This window comes from Tardiphaga sp. (genome assembly GCF_025356345.1).
In the GTDB taxonomy this organism is placed as follows: Bacteria; Pseudomonadota; Alphaproteobacteria; order Rhizobiales; family Xanthobacteraceae; genus Tardiphaga.
In genome coordinates, this window is record NZ_JANXTC010000411.1 from 1 (window position 1) to 18,657 (window position 18,657).

22 protein-coding genes and 2 pseudogenes are annotated in these 18,657 nt (G+C 65.1%); 9 read left to right on the forward strand and 15 right to left on the reverse strand.

Annotated elements, in window-relative coordinates; genetic code table 11:
• Positions 1–546 (reverse strand): annotated as a pseudogene (locus Q0S16_RS25330) (vitamin B12-dependent ribonucleotide reductase); the annotation flags it as partial.
• A 767-nt stretch (positions 547–1,313) separates the two neighbouring features.
• Between Q0S16_RS25330 and Q0S16_RS25335 the strand changes: the two are divergent.
• Positions 1,314–2,207: a DMT family transporter gene (locus Q0S16_RS25335; protein WP_295854986.1), complete on the forward strand. Its 894-nt coding sequence runs from the start codon at positions 1,314–1,316 to the stop codon at positions 2,205–2,207.
• Position 2,208: 1 nt separating this feature from the next.
• Here Q0S16_RS25335 and Q0S16_RS25340 read toward each other — a convergent pair whose 3' ends face one another.
• The gene (locus Q0S16_RS25340) at positions 2,209–2,457 is read right to left on the reverse strand and encodes a hypothetical protein (RefSeq protein WP_295854990.1); all 249 of its coding nucleotides are present in this window, start codon (positions 2,455–2,457) and stop codon (positions 2,209–2,211) included.
• Positions 2,458–2,575: 118 nt separating this feature from the next.
• Here Q0S16_RS25340 and Q0S16_RS25345 point away from each other — a divergent pair, with 118 nt between their 5' ends.
• Together Q0S16_RS25345 and Q0S16_RS25350 are read left to right on the forward strand one after the other, a co-directional pair.
• Entirely contained in the window at positions 2,576–2,818 is a 243-nt protein-coding gene (locus Q0S16_RS25345; RefSeq protein ID WP_295854993.1) for a hypothetical protein, read from the forward strand.
• A 109-nt stretch (positions 2,819–2,927) separates the two neighbouring features.
• Positions 2,928–3,377 (forward strand): hypothetical protein, encoded by a 450-nt coding sequence (locus tag Q0S16_RS25350; RefSeq protein ID WP_295854996.1) that lies wholly within the window; start codon positions 2,928–2,930, stop codon positions 3,375–3,377.
• 81 nt (positions 3,378–3,458) lie between these two features.
• Here the strand turns inward: Q0S16_RS25350 and Q0S16_RS25355 are convergent, their stop codons facing one another.
• Positions 3,459–4,049, reverse strand: coding sequence for a cytochrome b/b6 domain-containing protein (locus tag Q0S16_RS25355; protein ID WP_295854999.1), 591 nt, complete (start codon positions 4,047–4,049; stop codon positions 3,459–3,461).
• A gap of 162 nt (positions 4,050–4,211) precedes the next feature.
• Here Q0S16_RS25355 and Q0S16_RS25360 point away from each other — a divergent pair, with 162 nt between their 5' ends.
• Entirely contained in the window at positions 4,212–5,669 is a 1,458-nt protein-coding gene (locus Q0S16_RS25360) for a glycosyltransferase (protein ID WP_295855001.1), read from the forward strand.
• Here Q0S16_RS25360 and Q0S16_RS25365 read toward each other — a convergent pair.
• The 4 genes and pseudogenes from Q0S16_RS25365 to Q0S16_RS25380 all read right to left on the reverse strand — a co-directional run bounded on the left by Q0S16_RS25365 (position 5,645) and on the right by Q0S16_RS25380 (position 8,739).
• Entirely contained in the window at positions 5,645–6,982 is a 1,338-nt protein-coding gene (locus tag Q0S16_RS25365) for a CHASE3 domain-containing protein (RefSeq protein WP_295855003.1), read from the reverse strand. The genes Q0S16_RS25360 and Q0S16_RS25365 overlap by 25 nt on opposite strands.
• A 121-nt stretch (positions 6,983–7,103) precedes the next feature.
• A pseudogene (locus Q0S16_RS25370) lies at positions 7,104–7,373 on the reverse strand (HAMP domain-containing sensor histidine kinase); the annotation flags it as partial.
• 74 nt (positions 7,374–7,447) lie between these two features.
• A complete protein-coding gene (locus tag Q0S16_RS25375) occupies positions 7,448–7,945 on the reverse strand; it encodes a hypothetical protein (protein ID WP_295855006.1) in 498 nt (165 codons plus the stop codon).
• A gap of 257 nt (positions 7,946–8,202) precedes the next feature.
• Positions 8,203–8,739: a BA14K family protein gene (locus Q0S16_RS25380; RefSeq protein WP_295855009.1), complete on the reverse strand. Its 537-nt coding sequence runs from the start codon at positions 8,737–8,739 to the stop codon at positions 8,203–8,205.
• Between the two features lie 277 nt (positions 8,740–9,016).
• Here Q0S16_RS25380 and Q0S16_RS25385 point away from each other — a divergent pair, with 277 nt between their 5' ends.
• The gene (locus tag Q0S16_RS25385) at positions 9,017–9,427 is read left to right on the forward strand and encodes an NADH:ubiquinone oxidoreductase subunit NDUFA12 (RefSeq protein WP_295855012.1); all 411 of its coding nucleotides are present in this window, start codon (positions 9,017–9,019) and stop codon (positions 9,425–9,427) included.
• Here Q0S16_RS25385 and Q0S16_RS25390 read toward each other — a convergent pair.
• Positions 9,424–10,119 carry a DJ-1/PfpI family protein gene (locus Q0S16_RS25390; protein WP_295855015.1) on the reverse strand — a complete coding sequence of 232 codons (696 nt, stop codon included), beginning with the start codon at positions 10,117–10,119 and terminating at the stop codon, positions 9,424–9,426. The two genes, Q0S16_RS25385 and Q0S16_RS25390, sit on opposite strands and share 4 nt — an antisense overlap.
• A 90-nt stretch (positions 10,120–10,209) precedes the next feature.
• Here Q0S16_RS25390 and Q0S16_RS25395 point away from each other — a divergent pair, with 90 nt between their 5' ends.
• Entirely contained in the window at positions 10,210–11,154 is a 945-nt protein-coding gene (locus Q0S16_RS25395; protein ID WP_295855018.1) for a GlxA family transcriptional regulator, read from the forward strand.
• Here the strand turns inward: Q0S16_RS25395 and Q0S16_RS25400 are convergent.
• Positions 11,090–11,329 (reverse strand): sodium-dependent bicarbonate transport family permease, encoded by a 240-nt coding sequence (locus Q0S16_RS25400; RefSeq protein WP_366517862.1) that lies wholly within the window; start codon positions 11,327–11,329, stop codon positions 11,090–11,092. The genes Q0S16_RS25395 and Q0S16_RS25400 overlap by 65 nt on opposite strands.
• Positions 11,330–11,367: 38 nt before the next feature.
• Here Q0S16_RS25400 and Q0S16_RS25405 point away from each other — a divergent pair, with 38 nt between their 5' ends.
• A complete protein-coding gene (locus Q0S16_RS25405) occupies positions 11,368–11,442 on the forward strand; it encodes a hypothetical protein (RefSeq protein ID WP_295855048.1) in 75 nt (24 codons plus the stop codon).
• A 383-nt stretch (positions 11,443–11,825) separates the two neighbouring features.
• Positions 11,826–12,143: an antibiotic biosynthesis monooxygenase gene (locus Q0S16_RS25410; protein ID WP_295855021.1), complete on the forward strand. Its 318-nt coding sequence runs from the start codon at positions 11,826–11,828 to the stop codon at positions 12,141–12,143.
• A gap of 248 nt (positions 12,144–12,391) precedes the next feature.
• Here Q0S16_RS25410 and Q0S16_RS25415 read toward each other — a convergent pair whose 3' ends face one another.
• From Q0S16_RS25415 to Q0S16_RS25430, 4 genes are all read right to left on the reverse strand, one after another.
• Positions 12,392–13,822, reverse strand: a complete 1,431-nt coding sequence (locus Q0S16_RS25415; protein ID WP_295855024.1) for an outer membrane beta-barrel protein — start codon at positions 13,820–13,822, stop codon at positions 12,392–12,394.
• Positions 13,823–13,997: 175 nt separating this feature from the next.
• Entirely contained in the window at positions 13,998–14,585 is a 588-nt protein-coding gene (locus Q0S16_RS25420; protein ID WP_295855027.1) for a TMEM175 family protein, read from the reverse strand.
• 25 nt (positions 14,586–14,610) lie between these two features.
• A complete protein-coding gene (locus tag Q0S16_RS25425) occupies positions 14,611–15,555 on the reverse strand; it encodes an alpha/beta hydrolase (RefSeq protein WP_295855031.1) in 945 nt (314 codons plus the stop codon).
• 30 nt (positions 15,556–15,585) lie between these two features.
• The gene (locus tag Q0S16_RS25430; RefSeq protein WP_295855034.1) at positions 15,586–16,359 is read right to left on the reverse strand and encodes an SDR family oxidoreductase; all 774 of its coding nucleotides are present in this window, start codon (positions 16,357–16,359) and stop codon (positions 15,586–15,588) included.
• 214 nt (positions 16,360–16,573) lie between these two features.
• On the opposite strand from Q0S16_RS25430, the gene Q0S16_RS25435 reads away from it, so the two are divergent.
• The gene (locus tag Q0S16_RS25435) at positions 16,574–17,467 is read left to right on the forward strand and encodes a DUF2155 domain-containing protein (RefSeq protein WP_295855037.1); all 894 of its coding nucleotides are present in this window, start codon (positions 16,574–16,576) and stop codon (positions 17,465–17,467) included.
• A gap of 159 nt (positions 17,468–17,626) precedes the next feature.
• Here Q0S16_RS25435 and aat read toward each other — a convergent pair whose 3' ends face one another.
• Both aat and Q0S16_RS25445 read right to left on the reverse strand, forming a co-directional pair.
• Positions 17,627–18,316, reverse strand: a complete 690-nt coding sequence (gene aat, locus Q0S16_RS25440) for a leucyl/phenylalanyl-tRNA--protein transferase (RefSeq protein WP_295855040.1) — start codon at positions 18,314–18,316, stop codon at positions 17,627–17,629.
• Positions 18,317–18,487: 171 nt separating this feature from the next.
• Positions 18,488–18,657 (reverse strand): uracil phosphoribosyltransferase (locus Q0S16_RS25445; protein WP_295855050.1); only part of this gene is annotated, 170 nt, incomplete at its 5' end.

Here is an 18,657-nt window from a genome sequence, read left to right on the forward strand (position 1 = left end):
GGCGGTCTTCCAGTCGACGTAATAGTGGCCCTGGCCGGGGCCGTCGACGCCGTAGGCCCAATGCAGGCCGGTGTTGAACCATTGCGGCGAATTCGGCGCCACCATCTGCTTCGCCAGCATGTAGCGCAGCTCGTCGGAGAAGGCGCGGGCGTCTTCTTCCGATGAGAAGTAGCCGCCCTTCCAGCCCCAATAGGTCCAGCAGCCACTGAGGCGGTCGAACACCTGCTTGGCGGAGAGTTCGCTGACATAGCGCTCGGATTCGGGGAGGGTGGCCAGGGCCTCGGTGTCGGGCACCGAGCGCCACAGCCACGACGGCACGGTCTCTTCCTCGACCTTCTTCAGGCGGGCGGCGACGCCGGCCTTGCGAAAATATTTCTGCGCCAGCACGTCGGAGGCGACCTGCGACCAGGAATCCGGGACCTCGACATTCTCCAGCTTGAACACCACGGAGCCGTCCGGGTTGCGGATCTCGGAGGTGGTGTGGCGGAAGTCGATCCCGGCATAGGGAGACTGGCCGTCCGTGGTGTAGCGGCGATTGATCTGCATGGTCGTGCCCCGTCTGGGCCGACACCCCCGATCGGGGCGGCGTCGGCGATTTCAGTTTCGCGGGCTTTCGCCCGCCGCTCGGCCGGGTGATCCCGGTCCTGTTCTCTGTGGACCTCGGCCACGACGGCAACCTGCCGTCGGCCTCAGCCTGTCAACGCCTCACAATGCCCTCGGAGCCGTTGTCCGGCTCTTGTCGGCGGCCCAAAAGGTCGCCCGTTTCGGGACAGAAAAGCCCGTCCCCGAAAGCCAATCCGGCTGTCGAGGCGGTCAATCTGGAACCCTTTTGGGGATGTCCGGCGGGACCAAGAACCACCCGCACCGGACAATTTGAAAACTAGGCCGACTCCCCACACCCGTCAAGAAATAGTACGAGTTCCTAAACCAATTACTAAATATGGTGCAATCAGGGGATAAGTAGGGGAGGAGGACCTCCTTGAATGGACGCAAGTATCGGTGAGTCCTCATGGAATCGGAAGCGCAATTTATTTTCGCAGCGGTGTGAAAACCGGGCTGCGCCCGCTGTTCACAGGGCAACTTTATTTTGTCATCCGGGCATTGCTTTTGGAAGACTCAGGCGGCGCGACCGGCGAGCAAAACGGAACAATCGAGTTCCCAAAGGGGAACAGCCCGGTTCTCATGATACCACCGATCCACAGCAGCTCCCAGAACCGGCGCATGGGTGCCGGCCGCTGCCGGCCATTGGTCAGGGCGCGGCGGCGGTGTAGGCGTGGCATGGCGCTACCGCCCTTCATCAGCCGGTTCCCTGCATGATCGCCTTACCTCCGACGCCGCCGCGAATCGCGCCCATCGGCCTTGTTTTCCTGGCCATCACCTCGGTCGGCTGGGGGCTGAACTGGCCGGTGATGAAAATCCTGCTCGGCGAATTGCCGCCGCTGACGGCGCGCGGCTACACTGGGGTCGCCGGGGCGGTTCTGCTGGCGGCGCTGGCGCTGTTGCGCGGCGAGCGGCTGCGGGTGGCGCGGGGGCAGTGGGCCCCCTTGGTGGTGCTGGCGCTGCTCAATGTCACCGGCTGGATGGCCCTGATGGGGCTGGCGCTGCTGTGGCTGCCGGGCGGGGAGGCGGCGGTGATCGCCTATACCATGCCAGTCTGGGCTTCGGCGCTGGCCTGGCTGATTCTGGGCGAGCGGATGTCGTGGCCGCGCATCGTGGCGATGCTGATGGCGTTCGCGGGCGTGGCGGCGCTGATGGGCGGCGACGGCGTGGCCGCCAGCCGCGACAAGCTGCCCGGCATCGCGCTGGCGATGCTCGGCGCGTTCGGTTTCGCGCTCGGCACCGTGCTGGCGAAGCGGTTCAGGCTGACCTTGCCGCTGATCGCCTCGTCGGCCTGGCAGATCGGGATCGGCAGCGTGCCGGTGGCGCTGCTCGGCGTGGCCTTCGAGACCGCGCAGTTTGCCAGCCTGTCCTGGACCGGCTGGGGCCTGCTGACCTATATCGTGCTGATTCCGTTCTGCCTCGCCTATGTCTGCTGGTTCGCGGCATTGCAGATCCTGCCGGCGTCGGTGGCGGCGATCGGCACCATGGCGGTGCCGGTGATCGGCGTCGTCGGCTCCGCGATGATGCTGCATGAACCGCTGGGGGTGTTCCAGATCTCGGCGCTGCTGCTGACGCTGGCCGGCGTCGCGCTGGCGACGCGGACGTAAATCAGACGCAGGCCGGACAATCGTCGCTGAGTCCGTCGAGGAATTCATCGAGCACGGCCGCGGATTTCCGTTTGCTTGTACCGGGCAGCGGATCGCGCGCCGCCAGCGCATGGGCGTAGTCGATCGCGGCATGGTGGAATTTCAGCCGCATGAAGCCATGCTCGGCGCAAGGCGCGATGGCATGGGCGTGAAGCAGGATGCGCGTCGCCCAGGCGTCGGCGCTTTCGGGGTTACCACGGGGCGTGGTCATCAGTCGGATCTCCAGTGCCGGGAATGAATCGCGCATGCGGCAGTTTGTTCCGAAGCCGTCCGGAACCAATGATCGCGCTTTCGCTTGCCGAAGGGGTCGGGGCGCGAGAGAGTAGCGAATGAACAGATTTTGCGAATGCGCGGCAGCGCTGGCGGTGATGCTGGTGGCCAGCGAGTTTTCGGTGACCGCCGCGTTGGCGCGCGGCGGCGGCTCGAGCTTCATGAATTCGCCGGGCTACCAGCGGCGCCTGCAGGAATCGCGTGGCTACGTCACCAACCAGTCGGGCTCGCTGTTTACCGCGCCCAGGGCTGCGGTTCAGCCGCCGGCGCAGCGACCGCGAAAAGTCCGCAAGCGCCATTAGCCGGTCGCGGCCAGCCGGGCCGCCGCGGCTGGCGCAGACGTTATTTGGCATCGGCGCCTGTTTTGCGCCAGACTGTACCGGTTGTTCAGTCCGCACCGGCCCGTCGTCCATGACCCCCGCTCTTGCAAAACTGCTTGTCGCCAGTCTCGCCTTGCTGGCCATCGCGCCGGCGCGGGCCGATCCGCGCCGGCTGTCCGAGATGCCGGATCCGCGCGGCGAATTCATCCGGCTGTGCGCGCCGTTCATGGTGTCGCGCTATTCGCGGCCGGAAGCGGTGTGCGATTGCCTGCGCACCGCGCTGCGCGGCGAGATCGGCGATGCCGACGTGCTGGATGCCGTGCTGTACGGCGTCACCGAACGCGGCGTGCCATCGATCAGCGCGACCTGGCTGCCACCGGAAAAGCGGTCGCTGATCAGCCTCACCATGACCGCGATCGCGGAACCGACCATGGAATGCATGTTCGGCAATGGCCTGCCGAAGAAGCGCCTCGAGGGCGTGCCGCCCGCCAGCTTCGCGCCGTCGCCGTCGATGCCGCCGGTGCAGACGCTGGAGCCGTGAGCATCGGGATGATTTCAAGTGGACCGCGACTGCCGCCCCAATGACGGAGGGGGACGGCGATCCACCTGAAGACATCCCGCCCTAGCCGCCGTCCGCGCGGCCCGGCAGCATGCGCTGCAGTTCGGCGTGCCGGTCCCAATATTGATGCTTCAGCGCCGCGCCGACATGCAGCACGAACAGCGCGTAGAGCAGATAGGACAGCCAGACATGGGTGGCGCCGAATACATCATGCAGGCGCTCCTTGAAGACGGGGTCGAGCTGCGTGATCCAGCCGATCCGCGGCCACTGAAACAGGCCGAACCAGTACATCGGGATTTCGCCCGCCGCCTTCCAGGCGGAATCGTGCATCCAGCCCGACAGCGGCAGCGCGAGGATCAGCAGATACAGCGCGACATGCGCGCTGTGCGCCGCCGCTTTTTCCCAGCGCGGATAGCCGTCGGGCAACGGCGGCGGCGGATTGGCGGCGCGCCACAACAGCCGCAACAGCACCAGCCCGAGCACGGTGATGCCGATCGATTTATGGGCGTCGATCACCGGACGGATGCGCTCGTCGGGCAGCAGATCGACGCTCCAGATCAAGGCGATATTAACCAGCATCAGGATCGCAACCAGCCAGTGCAGTACCATGGCAATGAATGTGTAGCGGCGAACAGGGGCGGGAGCTGATTCCATGGCGCGACCATAACTGTCAATTCGCGGCGAGCCCATGACGACTTTGTGTTGCGCCGGGGTTCGTCCTGGTCGGATATTCCTTGGTAGCTCCGCAACTTCCCCATGATTCATTCGTACCCGTTCACGAAGCCAGTATCCATTTTTCGCAATTGAAATGATCTCATGACGGATTTCCTGAAGGCGGCCTTCGCCGTCGCCTCGCCGCGCATTACCCCGCGGCCGATGCCGACGCCCAGCCTGCTGATCTATCTCGCGGTGCTGGCGCTGTGGGCCACCTTGTTCGCGCGGTCGTTCTGGCTCAACGATATCTGGGCATGGTCCGCCGGTATCGTCTACATCCTCTACGACAGCGTGCTGATGCTGTTCGTGGTGTGGCAGACTTTGCCGCTGTACTTCACGTCACGCCGCCGACAGGGCATTGCGTTGGCGCCATCGCGGCCGTCGATCGCGGTGCTGATCGCGGCGCATGATGAAGCGGCGAATTTGCCGGAATCGCTGGTGGCGCTGTCGATGCAAACCGATGCGCCCGACATCGTGCTGATCGCCGATGACGGGTCCAGCGACGGTACGGCGCACTGGCTGCGCGAGACCTACGGGCTGGCTTTTCCGGCATTGGGAAAAATCAGCGCCGGCACCGTGATGCCGGGCTTGCGCTGGCTGCGGCTGCCGCATCAGGGTAAGGCGCGCGCGCTCAATGCGGCGATCATCGAAGTCGAGACCGACATCGTCATCACGCTGGACGCCGACACTTTCATGGCGCCGGATGCGATCGCCGAAATGCGTCGGGCATTCGCGGCCGACGGCAATCTGGTGGCGGCCGGTGGCGTGCTGGTGCCGGTCTGCGATGCCAGCGCATCGGGCCGGGTCATGCAGTGGTTCCAGACCTATGAATACATCCGCAACATCATCTCGCGTTTCGCCTGGATGCGCAGCAACAGCCTGCTGCTGATCTCCGGCGCCTTCGCCGGCTTCCGTCGCGAGGCGCTGGTGGCGGTCGGCGGCTTCGATGACGACTGCCTGGTCGAGGACTACGAATTGACTCACCGCATGCACCGCTACGCCATCGACCATGGGCTGAACTGGCAATTGCGCATGGTCGGGACGGCGGTCGCCCAGACCGAGGCGCCGTCCGACCTCGCCACCTTCATGCGGCAGCGCCGGCGCTGGTTCGCCGGCTTCCTGCAGACGCAATACTGGAACCGGGACATGACCGGCAACGCCCGCTATGGCGCGCTCGGCCTGCGCATGCTGCCGATCAAGGCGCTGGATACGCTACAGCCGATCTATGGCCTGACGGCCTTCGCGCTGCTGCTGGTGCTGGTGTTCAGCGGTCGCGGCGCCATCGCACTCCCGGTGTTCGGCATCATCGGTGCGAAGATCGCCGCGGATTTTCTGGTCTATCTCTGGACGGTGCACCTGTATCAGCGGCTGACCGGCGGCCGCACCGAGGCGAAGATCGGCGCCGCGATACTGGCTGCGATTCTAGAGCCGTTCAGCTTTCAACTACTGCGTCACGCCGGGGCGGCCTGGGGCTGGATAGCATTCCTGCGCGGCAGCAAGGATTGGGGGTTTGCGCGCTTGCCCTCAGCCCGGCGTCACGCGCCGGAGGCCGGCGAATAGCACGGCGCCAGCGGCACCGTGACGAGAAAACGGGCGCCGGACCAGCTGAGGTCGATGCTGAGAGTGGCGTGCAGCTGCCGGATCAACAGGCAGACGACCTGCATGCCAAGGCCCTTGCTGGCCTGCGGATCGAAACTGTCGGGCAGGCCCGCGCCGCCATCGGATACTGAAACTTGGAGCTGGCCATCGGCACTGGCGATGTCGATCATGATCGGCGTCTCCACCGACGGGGCACCGTATTTCATCGCATTGGTGACCAGCTCGACCACGATCAGGCCGAGCCAGACCGCCTGTTCGGCAGGAAGTACGGCGTCGGATGCCTGCACCCGGATCGCGGCGTGGGCTTCCGCGGGCAGCGAGTAGGTCGCGACATCCTCGCAGAGATCGCGCAGGTACAGTCCGATTGGCAGCGCGTCGGCATCGCCGTTCTGGTAGAGTCGCTCATGCATCCGCGCGACGACCAGCACCTGATTGGCGGCTTCGGCAAGAAATTCCCGCGTCGCGGCGGTGTTGCTGGAACGCTGTTGCTGGAATGTCATCAGATTATAGATCAGACCGAGGCTGTTATGGGCGCGATGGTCGACCTCGCGCATCAGCATGTCCTTGGCGGCGAGTTCGCCGGCCTTCTCAACGAGCGCCAATTCCCTGTCACGCGTGGACTGCTTGATCGACTGGGCCAGCATCACCAACAGCAGCGCGACCAGCGCGGCGGACAGGCTGAGCGTAGGCAGCAGCGCCAGCAACAGAGTTTCCGCGCGCGCGGAACGCTGCTTGAGAAGCCCGTCTTCGTGCTCACGCATCCGCGCCAGCACGGCCGACATGCGAACGGCATCGGCCGACATCGCGAGCGCGCGGGCACGGTCGGCATCAGCGGCTCCGCCGAAGGCGAACAAATACTCCAGCTTGGCGAAGTAGGGAGCGAAGATGGTTTCGAAGTCCGTCAGCAATTGCCGCTGACTGGCGTTGTCGGCGGTGAGCTCAGTGAGCCGCAGGATGTCGCCACGGATATCGGTCCGCGCTCGCTCGAAGCGAAGCGCGTGGTCCGGGTCGTCGCTCAGTTTGAAGGCCTGCATGGATTGCTGCATGGAAAGCAGGTCCCAGACGATACGATTAATCTGCAACTGCACGTCGCGGGTATGTGTGACCGAGGAACGGGCTTCCCAGGTACGCTCCATCACGGTGCCGCTGAGCGCGAACCCCGCCAGAGAAAGTATCAAGATACCAAGAAATTGCGCCGTCGTCCGTCGGCCAAGCATCCAGCGCGGGAGGCGGCGCGACGTCGGTGACAGGTCTATCAGTCCGCTGGCGAGCATGAGAAGCATTCCTGTTCGACATTCGAACACAACCGAATCGCGCTTCAGGCGTATCTGGGTCACATTACTCGCGGTGATACCAGCATAAAATCATATGATGTCCTTAGTTTCTTTGGCTGCACTACTCCGGGTGCTGGATTTGAGCCGCCAACGGCACGCGGATGCTGCAATGCGAGCCGCGGGCGAGATCCGATTGTAATTCGATCTCATGGCGAAGCGCCCTGGCTGTGCGGCGCACGATCGACAGAGCTAATTCCAGACCTTCGCTGGCGGGGTTAACCTGATCAAACGCCTGGAAGATCGCACCGAGTTGATCGGCGGGAATGCCGCTGCCGGAGTCCTGTACTTCAATGGTCATGGCGTTGCCATGCTGGCGACAGCCGACCAGTACCCGGCCACGATGAGTATATCAGATCGCGTTGCCGACGAGGTTGCCAGGCATTTGCGCGCAGCATGCGAGCGTCGCTAACCACCCTCGCGCTGCTCGGTATCACGATCAGATCGATGGGCTTCGCCTCGGCGTTTGGTTGCCAATTCGCCACGATCGATTTGAAGACGTCGATGATCGGGAAGTACATTGCGTTGCTCGGGGCTGAGAACGCGCGGTTTGTCATCCAGCATGCAGATGGTGCCGAGCGGCAGATCATTCGGCGTCGGCGACAAGGCGCCAGTGTAAAAGCTTATCTTCGGATCGCCGGTTATCAGAGGATCGCAGTCGAGACCGGAATCCCGCGTTGTGTCTTCCACTTCCAGATAATTGTGTTCAAGGATGCCGCGGGCGCGGATCGGTTGCTCCAGCGGCGTCTGTCGCAGTGGCGTGCCGACCGCGGACTTGAACCATTGCCGGCCTTCATCGACCAGGCTGATGATCGAGACCAGATTCTGACAGACGTAGCCGCCGATTCTGGTGATCTCGTCGAAGGGCGGTTCGATCGGAGCGTCAGGATTGCCAGAGGCGCGCAAGGCTCGCCGCCGTTCGGCTTCGTTGGCGTGGAAGGGGCGGGTTCTGGCTCGCTGGATTCGTCCAAGATCCCTCTCACAGCTGATGCATCGGAGGATGTTTCACCGCTGCCGAACGGCGAGATTTGATTACGCCACGGCGCCCGCCATGTTTCGATGGAGGCGCCGCTATTTTGTCAGTCCGGCTTGAGCTTATCCAACAAGATCGAGCGACGGCACCTCGGGTGCCGTCGCTCGATCGGAGTCAGATAACAGCCAGCCTATGGGCAAGCGTAACGGTTGCCGTCATACCCAAGATAGCTGCCCGTACGCACATTGTAGGACTTGTAGGTCTGGATGCAGTAGTCGACATCGCGACCACCGGCCGGAGCGACTTCCACGACCTCGCCGCCATCATCATACGGCGCGCCGTAATAGGCGCCGTAGGAACTGCCGTAATAGCCGCCGCCATAGCCGGAGTTACCGTAATAGCCGGGATAGCCCCGCTGCGAGGCGATCGCGCCGCCGATCAAGGCGCCGGCCACCGCGCCGGGAACAAAGCCGCCGCCGCCGCGGTTCCAGCCGCCACCGCGTCCGAAATTACCGCCGCCGCCGCCGAAACGTGGGCCACCGCCCATGCCGACGCGCGGACCGCCACCGCCGCCGCCACCCACCCGGGGACCACCGCCGCCGTGACCACCACCATGACCACCGCCGCCGCGCATCCCATGGCCCTGCGCATGGCTGGGGGTCGCATCAATCACCGGTACCGCCAGCGTCAAAATGGCGGCGGCACCTAATATCTTCAAACTCAACATGTTCGTCTCCTGTTCGGGATGCAGTCCCAACCCGTTCACCCGGCAACTGTTCCGGTCCGCGCGCTTGCGATCGACAATCTGACCGATCGGACGTGTACGGCGCCTGAATGCGCCGGGCCGATCGTGCATCGCGTGATGCGGTCGAAGTGGGGACGTTTCCCGGCCGATGCGAGGCCTGTCACAGCCTGTTGCGGGCGGCAATCGGTCACGGGCAACTGGACAATCTGGCTCTCGAATGGCATCTAGAGGCCCAGCAATTCTCCAACCGGCGCGGTCTATGAAACTGTTTCTGCTGAAATTTTTCACATGGTGGAGCGGCCAGACCTTCGGCACGCAATTGTGGACCTGGCGGTTCGGCGAGCTGGTCGGCCGCGACGAAATGGGCAACACCTATTATCGCACCAAGGGCGGCGTGATCGACCCCACGCTCGGCTTCCAGCGTCGCTGGGTGGTCTATAATGGCTACGCCGAGGCCACCAAGGTGCCGCCATCCTGGCATGGCTGGCTGCATCATACGGTCGACGTCGCGCCGACCGAGGAGACCTATGTTGATCGCGAATGGCAGAAGCCGCATCAGCCGAACCTGACCGGCACGCCGGCCGCCTATCGCCCGGCCGGCTCGACCCTGGCCGGCGGCCGCCGACCCAAGGCCACCGGCGACTACCAGTCCTGGACGCCCGGCAGCTAGGCTTCCGCGGACTGTAGCCGTGCGGCGGCGCGGATCATCGATTCGCGGCGCGCGGTCTGCCCGGCAATCCGCTTGTTGACGGCCGCGAGCACCTCTGCCGGCGCCGTGTCCGGCGAGCCCGCATTGAATGGCGGCGCCGGGTTGTATTCGATCCCGAGCTGGATCGCCTCGGCGGTCGGCCGGTCGGCCAAGATTTCCACCAGCGTCAGTCCGAAGTCGATGCCCGCCGTCACGCCGCCACCGGTGATGCGGTTGCGATCGACGCACACCCGCGTCCGGCTCGGGATGGCGCCGAACCCGCTCAGATAGTCGATCGCCGACCAATGCGTGGCGGCACGATAGCCCCGCAGCAATCCGGCGGCGCCAAGCACCAGCGAGCCGGTGCACACCGAGGTCACGTAGCGCGCGCCCGCCGCCTGCCGGCGCAGAAACGCCAGCATCACGTCATCATTGACCATGTCGTTGACGCCGCTGCCGCCCGGCACGCAGATCACGTCAAGCTGCGGGCAATCCTCGAAGCTGATGGTTGGCTGCAGGGTCAGTACCGTGTCGCTCGGGACCGGCTCGATGCGCTTCCAGACCAGATGCACTTTGGCGCCGGGCAGGGCGGAGAACACCTGCAGCGGGCCGGTGAGGTCGAGTTGGGTCAGGTTGGGAAACAGCAGCAGGCCGATGTGCAGCGGCGTGGGCATCGCAGAACTCCTGGGGTTGTTGACGGAGCCAAGCTGACATGGTTGGTTTGTGGCTGAAATGGCAAACTTCCCTCTTTAACGGACACAGTCATGATTGGCGTGCTGCTGTTTCCCGACTTCCAGCTGCTCGATGCCGCCGGCCCGATCTCGGCGTTCGAGGTTGCCGGACGGCTCAGCGGGTCGCCGGTGACGATCCGGGTGCTGGCGGAGAAGCCGGGTGAAGTGCGCAGTTCGTCGGGCGTGGCGTTGATGGCGCGCGGCCTGCGCGCCGCGGGGGCACTGCGCACCCTGATCGTCGCCGGCGGTGAAGGTGTCCGCGCCGCTGCCGCGAGTCCGCGGCTGCTGGCTTTCGTGCGTTCCGCGGCCCGGCGTGGTGTTCGCGTCGCCAGCGTCTGTTCCGGCGCCTATGTGCTGGCGGAGACGGGGCTGCTCGATGGCCGCCGCGCCACCACGCATTGGCGCCACACCCGGCATTTCTGCGCGACCTATCCCAAGGTGCGGCTGGAGCCCGACCAGATCTATGTCCGTGACGGCGGGATCTGGAGTTCGGCCGGGATCAGCGCCGGCATCGACCTGGCGCTGGCGATGGTGGTGGAGGATTACGGCGAGGAGATCGCGCAGGCCACCGCCCGACAGCTCGTGCTGTATCATCGCCGCAGCGGTGGCCAGTCGCAGTTCTCGGCGCTGCTCGAGCTGAAGCCGCCATCCGGACGCTTCGCGACCCTGCTGGCCTGGGCGCGCGAGCACCTCGACAGGCCGCTCACGGTGGACCGGCTGGCGGAACAGGCCGGCATGAGCGCGCGGCATTTTTCCCGCGCCTTCATCGCCGAGACCGGCACCACGCCCGCCAAGGCGGTGGAGCGGTTGCGCATCGAGGAAGCCCGCGCGCGCGTGCAGTCATCCAGCGAGTCGATCGAGGGGGTGGCGCGTCGCACCGGCTTCGGCGATCCCGAGCGGATGCGCCGCGCCTTCATCCGCAGCTTCGGCCAGCCGCCGCAAGCCATGCGACGCGCCGCGCGGGCGTCGGCAGTCTGATGGCGCCGTGCGTCAGGCGACGGCACCGCGGATTTGGCTGGACTTGCCGTATGGCAGGATTGGCGGCAGGCAGTGCCAGCCGCATCGCCGCGGGTACGGCGATGTAGGAGGCCGATGCGGCGAGCGTCATCAGTACGGCTGTGCTGCTAATGGATAGCCCGAGCATGATCGCCATCGACTATTTCCCTTCAGGTTCAGCGACTGGAGCGCGCGCTGGGACAGAAGCTGATCGAGCGCCGCCCTCGCTCGGTCAAGCTCACATCAGAGGGCGAGGTATTTCTCGGATAGGCGCGGCGTCTGCTGAACCTCAACGATGAAGTCGTGTCGCGCGTCAATGAACCACGAATGCACGGCACGGTGCGTCTCGGTACGCCGGAAGATTTCTCTTGCAGGCAAGAAAGCGACCAAGCCGGGCGGTCTGACGATGCCCGGTGGTCAGGGTGCGGCAATTCAAAAATCGGCTGAACGCGGAGCGGCAGCCGCCCGGCTGCTCGCGTGACATCGCCGTCGCGCACCACGGCAGCGATGCCACGAAAGTCCGACAGATCCATTCGTCCGGTCATCTTGTTAGGAGATGTTTTCGATCCCTATTATTCATTTTCTGTGATGAACAGCGTCAGGTAAAGCCTGATCCAAGACGACGGCATCTCGGACACTGAAGAGGAAACTCCATGATCGTCACCGTATTTCGCTCCCGGATGAAGTCCGGTGTCCAGGACGAGTATGGTCCAATGGCAAAACGCATGAGCGAACTAGCAAGAACAATCCCCGGCTACATATCGCACAAGGGTTTCGTTGCCGACGATGGGGAGCGGGTGACGATCGTCGAGTTTGAAACGGAAGAAGCGCTTCATCAATGGCGTATCGATCCCGAGCACGGCAAGGCAAAGAGACGTGGCGTAGAGACCTTTTTCAGTGAATTCAAATACCAGATTTGCAGCGTTATTCGGGAGCGGATGTGGACAGTAAAGCCAACCCGCCCCGCTTGAATGGATCATCAATCGAAGGGTAGGTGGTCCCGGTTGTTCGAACAGATTTTCCGCGTCGATTAGTGGCGCTTCCGCCGGGGTTGGCTGCCATGCGGATCAGCGGCGAGTTGAAGTGGGCCTGACCGGGCGCTTGGCCGTTAAGGCTGGAGTGAGGCCTTCGGCGGCATAAGCTGTCTTGAGGTCCGGCTGCGAGACAAGGCTCCGGACCCGCTGACGATGGAGTAGCGAACGCCTGAATGGCCGCGCTATCAATATCGGGCAACGACCGGCTCGTTGAAATTGTAGTTCACGCCGGCGCGAACCACTTGGAAGCGGTTGGCCACTTCCGAATTGATCGTGGTGGATCCGCCGGGGCCGCTCAGCACGCCCGCACGCGTGCTCTTGCCTGCGTCGATGTATAGGTATTCGAGCTTCGCCGACCACCCGGCGTTGAGGGCGACTTCGGTGCCGCCACCGACGGTCCAGCCAGCCCGGGTGTCGCTGCGCACGTCGTTGCTGAAGGCGAGGTTGAGCGGTGCGAGCTGCGCCGTCGTGGCCGTGGTGACGATGCCGTTTTCGACCTTCACGAACGCCGCGCCCGCGGTGGAGTACAGCAGGGCGGGGCCGGTCGTGGTGCCGAACCGGCCGCGCAACGTGCCGTACCAGTTGGTCTTCTGGCTCATCACGAAGCCGTCGTTCCAGTCCTGGTGCGAGGCCTTGATGCCGAGATAGCCGATGTCGCCCTCGACGCCGGCGAACCAGCGCGGCCGACCGAACAGGTTCATGACATTGTAGCCCGCCTGGATGCCGGCGGCGCCGCCGCCGCCGCGCATGTCGTTATCTGCCTTCAGCGGTCCGCCGCCGAAATTGCCGGGAGCGGGGGAGGTGGTCAGGCCGCCGCCCGCGTTGCCGCCGAGATAGAAGCCAGCCCAGTTGTGGCTGGTCGGCAGCATCACGCCGGAGAAGAACGGTAGCGCCTCGGCGGGACCGCCGAATTGATAGTTGAGCCCGGTTTTGATGACGTGGAAATCGTTGCGGAACGAGACGTTCTGCGGGACGCCGAGCAAATTGGTCGCGACGTTGGTGGTGCCCGCGTCGATATAGAGGTACTCGGTCTTCTGGCTCCAGTTGCGGCCGAGCTTGGTTTCGATGCCTGCGCCGGCGGTCCAGCCTGTCTTCGTGACAGTGAGTGCGTCAGCCGCCCTGACCGGCGTGCAGTTCGCGCAGCCGCCAAACGAATCCTCGATATTGAGGAAAGCGGCGCCGCCCGTGACGTAGAGCAGCGACGGTCCGGTGACGTATCCCAGTCTGGCGCGCGCGGTGGCGTAACCGCCGGTCTTGACGCCGGCGGACACGGATGGATCGTTCCACTCGGTGAATTTGCGCTTGTTGTCGAGAAAGCCGAGATCGGCCTCGAGGCCGATCAGCCATGCCGGGCTAGCCTGCCAGTTGAGGCCCACGGTGGCGCCCGCGGTCCAGCTCTTCTGGGAGATGTCAACGCTGCCCAGTGCCAGGCCTCCGGGCGTCGTGGCGCTGGATTGGCCAATCGAGCTGCCCCAGTAGCCGCCGAGATAGAAGCCGCTCCAGTCACGCGCGACGGCCGGCGCGGCCTTGTAGGCCGGGGCCCGGGGAAGGTCCGCGGCAACTGCCACGCCCGCGGTGAACATCAGCGCTGCGCCGCCGAGGAGAAGGATCTTCATGATGCGTCTGCCCCAAACCGATTCTGGAATTGTCTGGAAACATTAGCCGGTTCCTGGCGCTGGAACCCGCTTTGTGGTATTTAAAGACGCGTCGCGGAGGCGTAATTGATCGTGGTGTTGCCGGACGGGGACACTTATGTCCGGTTGGTGACTTAATAATCGCCCTGCCGGACATTCAGCGTTGCGCCCGACGTTGCGCCACCCAACCCATCAGCGGGGCTGCGAAGGCCGTGGACCAGAAATACGGTGCCGCCGCCGCAGCGACGGCGGCCGCGGCGGTGCCGAGCAGGAACGCCACGACCGGATAAATTGCCGGCACCATGCTCGCCCACTGACGGCGCCCGTTCAGCGCGATTAGCCACAGCAGCGCATTGATCGTTGCGATGGTGGTGAGGTGAAATCCATAGACGATGGTCACGACACTGTTCGATTGATAGCTGCCGTAGAGGCCATTGGTCGCCGGCAGCACGATGATCGACAGCAAGAACAGCAGATTGAGGAATACGACGCCGCGTCCGGCTTGCGGAGCGATGGCCAGGCGGCGCTGGTGGCTGAACCAGAACACGCCGGCGATGATGAAGCTCAGTATCAGCGGCACCATGTGCGGCGCATAGGCGCGATACAGTTCGGTCCAGTTTGGCGCTGCGCTCAGCCCGGAGGGTTTTGGCAGATTGTAAGCGAGCAACGTCATGGCAACGCCGAAGATGGTGTTGCTCAGCGCTTCCAGCCGGCGCATCTCGAAGCGATCGTCTGGCGCCAACATGGTCTCTCGCATTTCCGGTTGCCGTCTAGCCCAACGCCTTCAGCCATATCCCTATCGCATGCAGCGCCTCATTCGCCATTGGTAAAATCTTGCCCATGGTGACGAAGCCGTGAAACTGGCCCGGATAGGTCTGATACGCCACCTCGACGCCGGCCTCCGACAGCCGCCTCGCATATTCGTTGCCTTCGTCGCGCAGCGGATCGGCGCCGGCGGTGAGCACGAAAGCCGGTGGCAGGCCACTGAGGTCCTCGGCGCGCGCGGGCGAGGCGCGCCAGTTGTCGATGTCGCCGGCATCGTTGAGGTAGTGATCGCGAAACCAGCGCATCACCGTGTGGCTGAGCAGGCAGTCGGTCTCCGGCTCTCTGTGCGAGGGATGGTTCATGCGGAAGTCGGTGGCCGGATAGATCAGTAGCTGGCCCCGCAGCTTCAGGCCGCGCTCGCGGGCCTCGATCGCGACGATGGCGGCGAGGTTGCCGCCGGCGCTGTCGCCGCCGACGCTGATCCGGCTGGCGTCGATATTGAGCTGGATGGCGTTGTCGGCGATCCATTGGGTGGCGGCGAGCGCGTCGTCGATGGCGGCGGGAAACTTGTGTTCCGGGGCAAGCCGATAATCGACCGAGATCACGATCATCTCGCCTTGCACCGCCAGCGTGCGGCACACCACGTCGTGGGAATCCAGATCGCCGATCACCCAGCCGCCGCCATGGAAGAACAGCAGCGCCGGGGCCATGCCGTCGGCTTGCCGCAACAGCTTCGGCGTGTAGATCCGGACCGGAATTGCGCCCGCCGGGCCCGGCACGGTCATCGCTTTCACAGACGCCAGCACGGGCGGTTCGGGATGCGCCACCAGCCGGGCCTTGAGGTACCATTCGCGCGCTTCCGGCGGCGACAGCGTTTCGTAAGATGGCCGGCCGGCCTCGCGAAAGGCGGCGAGCACGGCGGCGGCATCGGGATCAAGGGTAACGGGCATTGTGGACCTGCTGGTTTCTTGTTGTCTGTTCTACGAAGAGGTGCGGCCGCCATCGACCGTATAGGCGGAGCCGGAGACGTAGCTGGCATCGTCGGATGCCAGGAAGGCGACGATCGGCGCTACCTCGGCGGCGAGGCCGAGCCGGCGCGCCGGGATTCGGTCGACGACCCTGTCGGGTGCCACGGGCTGGCCCTTGTTGCGGCCGACCATGATGGCGCTGAGCATGCGGCTGTCGATCATGCCGGGACAGATGCAATTGACCCGCACATGGCTGCCGGCGCATTCCAGCGCGGCGCTCTTGGTCAGGCCGATCACCGCATGCTTGCTGGCGCTGTAGGCGGCCAATTCGGCCGAGCCGATCAGGCCGGCGATCGAGGCGGTGTTGATCACCGAACCGCTATTCTGTTTCAGCATCACCGGCAGCACGTGCTTGAGGCCGAGAAACACGCCGACGACATTGACTTCCAGCACGCGGCGGAAATTCTCGACCGAGGCCTCGACGATCGGCCGGATGTCGCCTTCGATACCGGCATTGTTGAAGAAGATGTCGACGCGGCTGAACTTGCCGAGCGCGAGTTTGACGTAGCCGGCGACGTCTTCCTCGCGGGTCACGTCGGCGACCACCGCCAGCGGCTCGGCATGGGCGGGCAGGCCGGTGACTGCGCGCTTGAGCGCCTCGGCGTCGCGATCGACCGCGACGATGCAGGCGCCGCGCGCTGCCAAGAGCCGCATGGTCTCGGTGCCGATCACCCCGGCGGCACCGGTCACCAGCGCGATCCTGCCGTCCAGACGAATTCCGTCCATCGCTGCGTTCTCCCTGTGCGTCCGGTATTCCGGATCGTGGCCGTCGCGATGCGGCGACCTAAGCGAAGTATTTCACGCGGGACAGGGGGTGACCAGCACCGCAGGCGCAAGACAGGTGCCCTTTCGCCGCCGCATTCGGCGTGTTAACCGGAGGCCATTGCGCGCGGCCTCCACTATTATGTCGCGAGCCTGATTCTCCGTGAGCCCGCGCCCGATGTTTCGAAACCTGACGATTGCCGGATTTGCGGTGCTGATTGCCGCGACCTCGCTTGTGCCGCCGGCGCAGGCGCAGCTCGGCAATCTGTTCAACGACCTGATCCCGCGGCCGCCCGGCAATGTGCCGCGCGGCAACGCGCTGCCGCCCTCCGACGACGAGGAAGAAGTGCCGGAACTTCCGCAGGGCCGGCTGCTGCCGACGCGGCCGGGGCAGGGCGTGCCGCCGCCGGGTGCCGTGCAGTCGCAGCCGCTGGCGCCGCCGCCTGCCACCACCGTGATTCCGCAGAACGTGCCGCCAGGTGGCTCGCCGCCGCAGCCGCCTGGCGTCGCCAACGCTCCGCCGGCCGTGGCGCCGCTGGCGCCCGGCCAGCGCCCGCCGCCGAAGGTGGCGCCGCCGACGCCGGCCACGCTGCAGCCCGGCGACGAGGTGGTCTCGGAGCCGCCGGCGCAGAAGATCGTCAACAAGAAAGCCAGCTTCTCCGGACTCGACAAGATCACTGGCCGCATCATCAATTTCGACGCCGACATCGGCGAGACCGTGCAATTCGGCGCGCTGCGGGTGAAGACCGACGCCTGCTACACCCGCCCAGCCACCGAGGCCGCCAACACCGATGCCTTCGTCGAGGTCGATGAGATCACGCTGCAGGGCGAGGTGAAGCGGATTTTTTCCGGCTGGATGTTCGCTGCCAGCCCCGGCCTGCACGGCGTCGAGCACCCGATCTATGATATCTGGCTGACCGACTGCAAAGGCCCGGAAGCCACTTTGGCGACGTCGCAGCCCGATGCCGCCAAAACGCCGCCACCGCCGGCCCGGCGTGCCCCACCGAAGCAGGCCCCGCGCCCGCAGCCGATCCAGCAACCGCCGCCGGGATTTCCGGCGTTCCGGCAATAGGATTCAGCCAGCTCGTGTCCCGGACGCGATGCAGCACCAAGTGCTGCTTCGCAGAGCCGGGACCGTATCAGGCACAGGCGTTTGCGGCGGTCCCGGCACTGCGAAGCACCACGCCCAAGGGGGCGCGATGCATCGCGTCCGGGATACAGGAGGGGCGCTTCAGGACTTCGGGTTGTTCCGCCCGGCAATGATCTCCAGCACGGTCGTGCCCTTCAGCGGAAAATCCACCGGCAGTCGGTCAAATTCCGCGATGTCCGTGAGCGCGGCGTCGAGCAGCTTGCGGTAGCGCGCGCGCGGCACTTCGGTGGCGCCGAAGCTGCGCAGATGGTCGGTGACATATTGGGTGTCGAGCAGCACGAAACCGCCGGCGATCAGCCGCGCCACCAGATGCACCAGCGCAACTTTGGAGGCGTCGCGGGCGTGGTGAAACATGCTCTCGCCGAAGAACGCCTGGCCGAGGCTGACGCCATAGAGTCCGCCGACCAGATCGTCAACCTGCCAGACCTCGACGCTGTGAGCGTGGCCCATGCCGTGCAGCGCGCCGTAGAGATCGCGAATCCGCTGGTTGATCCAGGTGTCGTCGCGGCCGGGCTTTGGCGCGGCGCATTCGGCTATCACCCGCTTGAAGGCGGTGTTGACGGTGACGGTCAAGGCGTCGGAGCGCACCGTGCGGGCGAGCCGCGAGGAGATTTTGAAGCCATTCAGCGGAATCACGCCGCGCTCTTCCGGCTCGACCCAGAACAGGCCGGGATCGTCGGCGCTTTCCGACATCGGAAAGATGCCGCAGGCATAGGCGCGCAGCAGGATTTCGGGGGTGACCTCGGAGGAGGCGGAGTCGCGTGAGCTCATGGCTCAACCTAGCAAAACGAAAGGCGCGTGTCCCGAACGCGCTGCGGCGTGAAACGCCGCTGCGCGGAGCCGGGATCGTAACAGGCGCCGGCGTTCGGGGCGGCCCCGGCTCTGCGGAGCACCACGCGGCTATCGCCGCGCAGTGCACCGCGTCCGGGGCACGGGAGCGGGCTACTTCGTGCCGTAGGCGCGGTCGCCGGCATCGCCGAGGCCGGGCCAGATATAAGCGTGGTCGGTGAGGCGCTCGTCGATCGCCGCGGTCCAGATCGGGACGTCGGGATGATAGCCGCGCAGCCGCTCGATGCCTTCGGGGGCGGCGAGCAGGCAGACGAAGCGGATGT

Excerpts from the sequence above, each read along its gene's own strand:
- Q0S16_RS25335 (WP_295854986.1), top strand. The coding sequence starts at position 1,314 with ATGATCGCCTTACCTCCGACGCCGCCGCGAATCGCGCCCATCGGCCTT.
- Q0S16_RS25340 (WP_295854990.1), bottom strand. The coding sequence starts at position 2,457 with ATGACCACGCCCCGTGGTAACCCCGAAAGCGCCGACGCCTGGGCGACG.
- Q0S16_RS25345 (WP_295854993.1), top strand. The coding sequence starts at position 2,576 with ATGAACAGATTTTGCGAATGCGCGGCAGCGCTGGCGGTGATGCTGGTG.
- Q0S16_RS25350 (WP_295854996.1), top strand. The coding sequence starts at position 2,928 with ATGACCCCCGCTCTTGCAAAACTGCTTGTCGCCAGTCTCGCCTTGCTG.
- Q0S16_RS25355 (WP_295854999.1), bottom strand. The coding sequence starts at position 4,049 with ATGGAATCAGCTCCCGCCCCTGTTCGCCGCTACACATTCATTGCCATG.
- Q0S16_RS25360 (WP_295855001.1), top strand. The coding sequence starts at position 4,212 with ATGACGGATTTCCTGAAGGCGGCCTTCGCCGTCGCCTCGCCGCGCATT.
- Q0S16_RS25365 (WP_295855003.1), bottom strand. The coding sequence starts at position 6,982 with ATGCTCGCCAGCGGACTGATAGACCTGTCACCGACGTCGCGCCGCCTC.
- Q0S16_RS25380 (WP_295855009.1), bottom strand. The coding sequence starts at position 8,739 with ATGTTGAGTTTGAAGATATTAGGTGCCGCCGCCATTTTGACGCTGGCG.
- Q0S16_RS25385 (WP_295855012.1), top strand. The coding sequence starts at position 9,017 with ATGAAACTGTTTCTGCTGAAATTTTTCACATGGTGGAGCGGCCAGACC.
- Q0S16_RS25390 (WP_295855015.1), bottom strand. The coding sequence starts at position 10,119 with ATGCCCACGCCGCTGCACATCGGCCTGCTGCTGTTTCCCAACCTGACC.
- Q0S16_RS25395 (WP_295855018.1), top strand. The coding sequence starts at position 10,210 with ATGATTGGCGTGCTGCTGTTTCCCGACTTCCAGCTGCTCGATGCCGCC.
- Q0S16_RS25400 (WP_366517862.1), bottom strand. The coding sequence starts at position 11,329 with ATGGCGATCATGCTCGGGCTATCCATTAGCAGCACAGCCGTACTGATG.
- Q0S16_RS25410 (WP_295855021.1), top strand. The coding sequence starts at position 11,826 with ATGATCGTCACCGTATTTCGCTCCCGGATGAAGTCCGGTGTCCAGGAC.
- Q0S16_RS25415 (WP_295855024.1), bottom strand. The coding sequence starts at position 13,822 with ATGAAGATCCTTCTCCTCGGCGGCGCAGCGCTGATGTTCACCGCGGGC.
- Q0S16_RS25420 (WP_295855027.1), bottom strand. The coding sequence starts at position 14,585 with ATGTTGGCGCCAGACGATCGCTTCGAGATGCGCCGGCTGGAAGCGCTG.
- Q0S16_RS25425 (WP_295855031.1), bottom strand. The coding sequence starts at position 15,555 with ATGCCCGTTACCCTTGATCCCGATGCCGCCGCCGTGCTCGCCGCCTTT.
- Q0S16_RS25430 (WP_295855034.1), bottom strand. The coding sequence starts at position 16,359 with ATGGACGGAATTCGTCTGGACGGCAGGATCGCGCTGGTGACCGGTGCC.
- Q0S16_RS25435 (WP_295855037.1), top strand. The coding sequence starts at position 16,574 with ATGTTTCGAAACCTGACGATTGCCGGATTTGCGGTGCTGATTGCCGCG.
- aat (WP_295855040.1), bottom strand. The coding sequence starts at position 18,316 with ATGAGCTCACGCGACTCCGCCTCCTCCGAGGTCACCCCCGAAATCCTG.